Below are 7,590 nucleotides of genomic sequence, written 5' to 3'. Positions count from 1 at the left end.
GCCACATACCCGCTCGCACCCGCTCCCACGCAGCCGCGTTCACGCGGCGTGGCCTGGATCAGCTGTTAGGCAGCAACCGGCAAGTGATGCTCTTGATGTAGCGCGTTTCAGCTATGGCCGGGTGCACCGGATGATCCGGGCCTTGGCCGCCGCGCTCCAGCAACTGCATGTTGCGGTCCAGGTGGCGGGCGCTGGTCAGCAGGATGCTGTTCAGGTCATCTTCAGGCAGGTGCATGGAGCACGAGGCACTGACCAGAATGCCGTCCTTGGTCAGCATGCGCATGGCCTGTTCGTTGAGGCGGCGGTAGGCGGCCTCGCCGTTTTTCAGGTCTTTCTTGCGTTTGATGAAGGCGGGTGGGTCGGCGATGATCACATCGAAGCGCTCTTCGGCGGCCTTCAGCTCGCGTAGGGCCTCGAACACGTCACCTTCGATGCAGGTGACTTTCTCGCTGATGCCGTTCAGCGCTGCGTTGCGCTCGACGCCATCGAGGGCGAAGCCGGAGGCATCGACGCAGAACACTTCGCTGGCACCGAAGGCGCCGGCCTGCACACCCCAGCCACCGATGTAGCTGAACAGATCCAGCACGCGCTTGCCGTTGACGTACGGCGCCAGGCGCGCGCGGTTCATGCGGTGGTCGTAGAACCAGCCGGTCTTTTGTCCTTCACGTACCGGTGCTTCGAATTTCACCCCGTTCTCTTCCAGCGCGACCCAATCCGGCACTTCGCCGTAGACGGTCTCGACATAGCGCTGCAGGCCTTCGGCATCGCGGGCGGCGGAGTCGTTCTTGAACAGGATGCCGCTTGGCTTGAGTACCTGGACCAAGGCGGCGATCACGTCGTCCTTGTGCTGCTCCATGGTCGCCGAGGCCAGCTGAACCACGAGGATGTCGAAGAAGCGGTCGACCACCAGGCCTGGCAGCAGGTCGGAGTCGCCATAGACCAGGCGGTAGCACGGCTTGTCGAACAGCCGTTCACGCAGCGACAGCGCCACGTTGAGGCGGTGCACCAGCAGCGACTTGTCCAGCGGCAGCTTGATGTCGCGCGACAGCAGGCGCGCACAGATCAGGTTGTTCGGGCTCAGCGCGACGATGCCCAGTGGCTTGCCGTTGGCTGCCTCGAGGATCGCCTGTTGGCCGGCTTGCAGGCCTTGCAGCGGGGTCGCGGTGACATCGACTTCGTTGCTGTAGACCCACAGGTGGCCGGCGCGCAGGCGGCGATCGGCATTGGCTTTGAGGCGTAGGCTGGGCAGGGACATGACGTCGCTCCGGGAAAAAAGAGCGGGATTATAACGTGTTGGCCCCAGCTTCGCTGTGGGGCGCGACAAAGCGCGGGCGGGTTCGCGTGTTTAGCCGCAATCACGCCAAGACTCACAGCACGCGCAGGTCGCTGCGGACATCTCAGGTATAAAGTTAAGCGCCGTTCGAACGATCCAGTGATTGGTGCCCTGCCGGAGTACAGGGTTAGAATCCCATGTCCTTACCGAGTGTGTGCCCAATGTCCCAGGAACTCAGCCCCGAACAGATCCAACAAGCCTTGCAAGGCATCACCATTCCGCCGCAGCCGCAGATCATGGTCGACCTGCAGTTCGAGCAGTACATGCCCGATCCGGATCTGGAAACCATCGCCAAGCTGATCGCCCAGGACCCGGGCCTCTCCGGTGCCTTGCTCAAGCTGGTGAATTCGCCGCACTTCGGCCTTTCCAACAAGATTGGTTCGATCCAGCGGGCGGTCAATCTGCTGGGCAGCCGTTCGATCATCAACCTGATCAACGCCCAGTCGATCAAGGGCGAAATGAGCGACGAGACCATCGTCACCCTCAACCGCTTCTGGGACACTGCCCAGGACGTGGCGATGACCTGCCTGACCCTGGCCAAGCGCACCGGTATCCAGGCAGCAGACGAGGCTTACACCTTGGGCCTGTTCCACGATTGCGGCGTGCCGCTGATGCTCAAGCGCTTCCCCAATTACATGGACGTGCTGGAAGACGCCTATGCCACGGCGAGTGAACAAACCCGCGTGGTCGATACCGAGAACCGGGTGTTCAACACCAACCATTCGGTGGTGGGTTACTTTACCGCCAAGTCCTGGCGCCTGCCAGAGCACATCAGTGCGGCGATCGCCAACCACCACAATGCGTTGGCGGTGTTCCGCGATGAGTCCTCGCGCAATACCCAGACCCAGCTGAAGAACCTGCTGGCGGTGTTGAAGATGGCCGAGCACATCTGCGCCTCTTATCGGGTGCTGGGCAACCAGAACGTCGACCATGAGTGGAATGTGGTTGGCCCACTGGTGCTCGACTACATCGGTTTGTCGGAGTACGACTTCGAAAACCTCAAGCAGACCATCCGCGAACTGGGCGGGCACTGACCGATGCCTGAATTGCCCGAAGTCGAGACTACCCGGCGCGGTATTGCGCCGTATCTGGAGGGCCAGCGGGTCAGCCGCGTGGTGGTGCGTGAGCGGCGCTTGCGCTGGCCGATTCCGGAGGATCTGGATGTGCGCCTGTCCGGCCAGCGCATCGTCACGGTGGAGCGGCGGGCCAAGTACCTGCTGATCAATGCCGAGGTGGGGACGTTGATCAGTCATCTGGGTATGTCGGGCAACCTGCGCCTGGTTGAGCTGGGCTTGCCCGCGGCCAGGCACGAGCATGTGGATATCGAGCTGGAGTCAGGGCTGGCGCTGCGCTACACCGATCCGCGTCGGTTTGGCGCGATGCTTTGGTCGCTCGATCCGCTGAACCATGAGCTGCTGCTGCGGCTGGGGCCGGAACCACTGACCGATCTGTTCGATGGTGATCGGTTGTTCCAGCTGTCGCGGGGCCGCTCGATGGCGGTCAAGCCGTTCATCATGGACAACGCGGTGGTAGTTGGCGTGGGCAATATCTATGCGACCGAGGCGTTGTTCGCCGCTGGGATCGATCCACGGCGTGAGGCGGGTGGGATTTCCCGGGCGCGCTATTTGAAGCTGGCGATCGAGATCAAGCGGGTGCTGGCGGCGGCCATCGAGCGCGGTGGTACCACCTTGCGCGACTTCATCGGTGGCGATGGGCAGCCGGGGTACTTCCAGCAGGAACTGTTTGTCTATGGGCGCGGTGGGATGCCGTGCAAGCTGTGCGGTACCCCTTTGCGTGAGCTGAAGCTGGGGCAGCGCGCTAGCGTCTATTGCCCGCGTTGTCAGCGCTGACGCTATCGCGGGGCAAGCCCGCTCCCACGCAGTTCTGAGCTGCGCCCCAGATGATGGATGGGTGTCCAACATCTGGGGGCAGCTCATTCTTCGATACTGAGACGGCGTGGGAGCGGGCTTGCCCCGCGATTTGCCTGCTTCAGGTTAAGGAGCGATCACAGCTTCGCCCACACCGCGCGGATCACTTGCCGCTTCTAGCGTCCCCGCCGCCTTGTCCCAATACAGCACCTGCTGGTTGCCGTAGCTACGCCCCAGGTCCTTCAGGCGATACCCGCGAGCCTCCAGCTCAGCTTTTTGCACAGCGCTGAACGTCCCCGGCTCATGCTCAACCACGTCCGGCAGATACTGGTGGTGATACCGCGCCGTCGCCGGCCATTCGCTCACCGGTCGGCCCTCAAGAAAACCCATCACCGACAGCAGAACCATGCTCGGAATCCGGCTACCACCCGGCGTGCCGAAGCTGGCCAGCTGGGTCGGGCTCTCGATAAAGGTGGGGCTCATGCTCGACAGGGGGCGCTTGCCCGCCGCCACGGCATTGGCCTGGCTGCCAGCGAGCCCATAACTGTTGCTGCCGTGCGGATCGGCGGCAAAGTCGTCCATTTCGTTATTGAGCACCACGCCACTGCCTGGCACGGTGAAGGCCGCGCCGAATGGCAAGTTGACCGAAAGGGTGGCTGACACTGCATTGCCGTCGGCGTCGATCACCGCAAAGTGCGTGGTGTGGTCGCCTTCGCGCCATGCCGGTGCGGGGGCCAAGGTGCTGCTGGGCGTGGCCTGGTAAACGTCGATGCTGTCGGCAAGCCCGGTCAGGTAGTTGCGCGCCAGCAGGCGATTGATCGGGTTGCTGACGTAATCCGGGTCGCCCAGTAGTCCACGATCTCGATAGGCCCGGCGCAGCACTTCAATCACGTAATGGCTGCGCTGGGCCGGCTCGGCGCTTTGCCAGGGCAGGCGCTGGAGCATCGCCAGGCTTTGCGCCAAGGCCACGCCACCTGCCGAGGGCGGTGGGCTGCTGATCAATTGGCGTTGGTTGGCCAGGTTGAAACGCAACGGCTCGCGCCAGACGGTGCGGTAGTTGGCCAGGTCATCGAGGGTCCAGATACCGCCCGCCTCGCGGATTCCATCTACCAACTGTTCGGCCAGCACGCCTCGGTAGAAGCCATCACGGCCGTCATCGGCTATGCGTTGCAGGGTGTGGGCCAGCTCTGGCTGGCGGATGACCGCGCCCAGCGGCGGGACTTGGTTGTTAAGCAGAAATAACCGTGCGCTTTCAGGATCGTCACGCAGCGCACTCAGGCGCATGGTGGCGCGGTCGCGATAGATGCGGTCCACGGTAAAGCCCTGGTTCGCCAGGCGAATGGCTGGGGCAAGGCTGTCCTTGAGCGGCAGCTTGCCGTGAGTGGCAGCGAGTTCGGCCAGGGCTTGAGGCAGGCCGGGAATGGCTGCGGCCAACGCGCCATTGATCGAAAGCCCCGGGCTGACTTTGCCCTGCTTGAGGTACATGTCCTCGGTTGCGCCGCCAGGGGCGCGCTCGCGGGCGTCGAGGAAGCGGTAGCGCGGGGTTTGCCCAGCTTCTCGCAGCAGGAAGAAACCACCGCCGCCAAGCCCCGAACCATAGGGTTCGACCACCGCCAGCGCAGCGCTGACGGCAATTGCCGCATCGAAAGCGTTACCACCTTGCGCAAGGATTTGGCCTGCCGCCGCAGTGGCTTGCGCATGCGGGCTGGCGATTGCCGCGCGGCCAGGGCCTTGAGCGTGGGCCGCAGTTGCCAGCAGCGCCAGAACGGCGCCCAGGGCTGCGCTGCGAAACGCGCCGACGAACGGCATCAGGCTTTGCCGGTGATCCGACGGTATTTGGCCATCAGTTCGTCTTCGGTTTCCGGGTGGGCTTCATCCAAGGGGATGCAGTCGACCGGACAAACCTGCTGACACTGCGGCTCGTCGTAATGGCCCACGCACTGGGTGCACAGGTTTGGGTCGATCACGTAGATCTCTTCGCCTTGGGAGATGGCGGCGTTCGGGCACTCGGGTTCGCAGACGTCGCAGTTGATGCAATCGTCGGTGATGATCAGGGACATGGGGGCTCCGGCCGGGGCTCTGGGCCCGGGCATGTTTCAGACCTAATGGGCACAATTGTGCCGCAATCGCGCCCGCAGTGCACGCGGGCGCGACGTCAGGCCGTGTAGATCACTTCTTGAAGCGTTCGGTCAGGGCCTCGGCCACCACCGGATGGACGAACTTGGTGATGTCACCGCCCAATGCGGCAATTTCCCGGACCAGGGTCGAGGAAATGAACGAATAGCGCTCCGACGGCGTCAGGAACAGGCTCTCGACGTCCGGTGCCAGCTGGCGATTCATGTTCGCCAGTTGGAACTCGTACTCGAAATCCGAGACCGCGCGCAGGCCACGCAGGAACACATTGGCATTCTGCTCCTTGGCGAAATGCGCAAGCAGGCTGGAGAAGCCGATGACTTCGACATTGGGCAGGTGCCTGGTGACCTCACGGGCCAGCTCAACCCGCTGTTCCAGGGGGAACAATGGATTTTTCTTGGGGCTGGCCGCCACAGCGATGATCACGTGATCGAACAGACGCGAAGCGCGCTCGACCAGGTCGCCGTGGCCCTTGGTAATAGGGTCGAAAGTACCCGGGTACAACACTCGGTTCATCGCGTCATCCTGGCTTGGAGTGCGTTGGGGAGTCGGATGGTAGCGCAGCGATTGCGCCCGGCCAAGCGGTGCGGCCTGACGAAGGCACTATAGACAGTACGGATATGGGTTGTCATGTGGCTTGCCTGTATTGGCCTAATCGCGGGGCAAGCCCGCTCCCACGCCCATCGGCGCACGATTCGTGGGAGCGGGCTTGCCCCGCGATCGGCCCAGTTCAGGCTCAGCGGATGAACAACTTGTAGACCAGGCGCTGCAACGCCCTGCCATACGGCGGATAGATCAATCGCGCCGCGTTGAGCCTTTGCTTGGCCAGCACGGCCTTGGCCTTGCTGAAGGTCAGAAAACCATCCTGGCCATGGTAGTGGCCCATGCCGGATGGGCCGATGCCGCCAAATGGCAGATCATCCTGGGCAACATGCAGCAGGGTGTCATTCAGGCACACTCCGCCGGAGTGGGTGTGATGCACCACGTAGTCCTGCTCGGCCCGGTTGTAGCCAAAATAGTAGAGCGCCAGTGGTCTGGGACGCTGGTTGATGTAGGCCAAGGCGTCCTCAAGACGGTCATAAGGCACTAGCGGCAGTAATGGGCCGAAAATTTCGTCCTGCATCACCTGCATGTCATCGTTCACATCGAACAGCAAATGCGGGGGCAGGCGCCGACCCTGGCGCGTTTCTTCGGGGTACAGGTCGAGCACCTGCGCGCCCTTGTCGCTGGCATCGGCCAGTAGCCGCTCAAGGCGCTGCAGCTGGCGCGGGTTGATGATCGCGCTGTAGTCGCGGTTGTCGGCAATGCTTGGGTACAGGCGCCGGACCGCACGTCGATAGGCCTCGGCGAATGCACCTAAGTGGTCGCGAGGCACCAGCACATAGTCGGGCGCGACACAGGTTTGCCCGGCGTTGAGGGTCTTGCCAAAGGCGATGCGCTCGGCGGCGCCGTCCAGCGCTGCGCTGGGCGAGACGATAGCGGGTGATTTACCGCCCAGCTCCAGGGTTACCGGCGTCAGGTTGTGCGCGGCGGCCAGCATCACCTGGCGGCCGATGCTGGTGGCACCGGTGAACAGCAGGTGATCGAAAGGCAGGCGGGCGAAGGCCTGGCCAACTTCCACCTCGCCGAGCACGACACTGACCAGATCAGCGGGAAATACCCGCTCCAGCAGCGCTTTGAGCGCCGCGGCACTGGCCGGCGTGGCTTCGCTGAGCTTGAGCATCACCCGGTTGCCGGCCGCCAGGGCGCAGGTCAGCGGGCCGATGGCGAGAAACAGCGGGTAGTTCCACGGGACGATAATCCCTACCACGCCCAACGGCTGGTACAGCACGCGCCCGGTCGCTGGCTGGAATGCCAGGCCGACTTTGCGCCGCGCGGGCTTCATCCAGCGCTGCAGGCGTTGCTCGGCATGGCGCAGGCCCTGCACCGACGGCAACAGCTCAGCAAGCAAGGTTTCATCGGCGCTGCGTCCATCGAAGTCGGCGTCAATCGCTTCGATCAGTGCATCTTGGTCCGCCAACAACGCTTCGCGCAGGCTTTTCAGCCATTGTCGGCGCTGGGCTGCGGGTGGCATCGGGTGGCTGGCGAACGCCTGTCGCTGGCTGGCGAACAACGCCTGCAGGTCGAGGTCCGAATGCACAGGGGGCAGGGAAAAAGACGAAGTCATGGGAGCTCCAAGAGGCTGCACAACCCCTAGAGCCTATACTCTAAAGCGGCGCTTGGCTGGAGTTTTTCCCCCTGCTGCAACGGTGCATC

General features: G+C 63.3%; 7 protein-coding genes. 2 read left to right on the top strand and 5 right to left on the bottom strand.

Features of this window, described 5'->3' with window-relative positions:
- Window positions 1-58: 58 nt before the first annotated feature.
- Window positions 59-1,255, bottom strand: coding sequence for a class I SAM-dependent rRNA methyltransferase (locus tag AAZU54_RS24855; protein ID WP_312155971.1), 1,197 nt, complete (start codon window positions 1,253-1,255; stop codon window positions 59-61).
- A gap of 293 nt (window positions 1,256-1,548) precedes the next feature.
- On the opposite strand from AAZU54_RS24855, the gene AAZU54_RS24850 reads away from it, so the two are divergent.
- Together AAZU54_RS24850 and mutM are read left to right on the top strand one after the other, a co-directional pair.
- Window positions 1,549-2,367, top strand: coding sequence for an HDOD domain-containing protein (locus tag AAZU54_RS24850; RefSeq protein ID WP_186556609.1), 819 nt, complete (start codon window positions 1,549-1,551; stop codon window positions 2,365-2,367).
- Window positions 2,368-2,370: 3 nt separating this feature from the next.
- A complete protein-coding gene (gene mutM, locus AAZU54_RS24845) occupies window positions 2,371-3,183 on the top strand; it encodes a bifunctional DNA-formamidopyrimidine glycosylase/DNA-(apurinic or apyrimidinic site) lyase (protein WP_186556536.1) in 813 nt (270 codons plus the stop codon).
- Window positions 3,184-3,327: 144 nt separating this feature from the next.
- Here the strand turns inward: mutM and ggt are convergent, their stop codons facing one another.
- The 4 genes from ggt to AAZU54_RS24825 form a co-directional block, all read right to left on the bottom strand.
- Window positions 3,328-5,010 carry a gamma-glutamyltransferase gene (gene ggt / locus AAZU54_RS24840; RefSeq protein ID WP_434727792.1) on the bottom strand — a complete coding sequence of 561 codons (1,683 nt, stop codon included), beginning with the start codon at window positions 5,008-5,010 and terminating at the stop codon, window positions 3,328-3,330.
- Window positions 5,010-5,261, bottom strand: coding sequence for a YfhL family 4Fe-4S dicluster ferredoxin (locus AAZU54_RS24835; RefSeq protein WP_011531711.1), 252 nt, complete (start codon window positions 5,259-5,261; stop codon window positions 5,010-5,012). The genes ggt and AAZU54_RS24835 overlap by 1 nt, the downstream gene beginning before the upstream one ends.
- A 109-nt stretch (window positions 5,262-5,370) precedes the next feature.
- Entirely contained in the window at window positions 5,371-5,850 is a 480-nt protein-coding gene (coaD, locus tag AAZU54_RS24830) for a pantetheine-phosphate adenylyltransferase (protein WP_186556538.1), read from the bottom strand.
- 220 nt (window positions 5,851-6,070) lie between these two features.
- Window positions 6,071-7,501, bottom strand: a complete 1,431-nt coding sequence (locus AAZU54_RS24825) for a coniferyl aldehyde dehydrogenase (protein WP_434727791.1) — start codon at window positions 7,499-7,501, stop codon at window positions 6,071-6,073.
- Window positions 7,502-7,590: the final 89 nt, after the last annotated feature.

This window comes from Pseudomonas sp. Je.1.5.c (assembly GCF_051129895.1).
GTDB lineage: Bacteria > Pseudomonadota > Gammaproteobacteria > Pseudomonadales > Pseudomonadaceae > Aquipseudomonas > Aquipseudomonas urmiensis.
The sequence above is the reverse complement of the archived record's forward strand: the minus strand, read 5'-3'. Positions and strand labels throughout refer to the sequence as shown.

Coding starts and splice junctions, on each gene's coding strand:
- AAZU54_RS24825 (WP_434727791.1), bottom strand. CDS start 7,501: ATGACTTCGTCTTTTTCCCTGCCCCCTGTGCATTCGGACCTCGACCTG.
- AAZU54_RS24855 (WP_312155971.1), bottom strand. CDS start 1,255: ATGTCCCTGCCCAGCCTACGCCTCAAAGCCAATGCCGATCGCCGCCTG.
- coaD (WP_186556538.1), bottom strand. CDS start 5,850: ATGAACCGAGTGTTGTACCCGGGTACTTTCGACCCTATTACCAAGGGC.
- ggt (WP_434727792.1), bottom strand. CDS start 5,010: ATGCCGTTCGTCGGCGCGTTTCGCAGCGCAGCCCTGGGCGCCGTTCTG.
- AAZU54_RS24835 (WP_011531711.1), bottom strand. CDS start 5,261: ATGTCCCTGATCATCACCGACGATTGCATCAACTGCGACGTCTGCGAA.
- mutM (WP_186556536.1), top strand. CDS start 2,371: ATGCCTGAATTGCCCGAAGTCGAGACTACCCGGCGCGGTATTGCGCCG.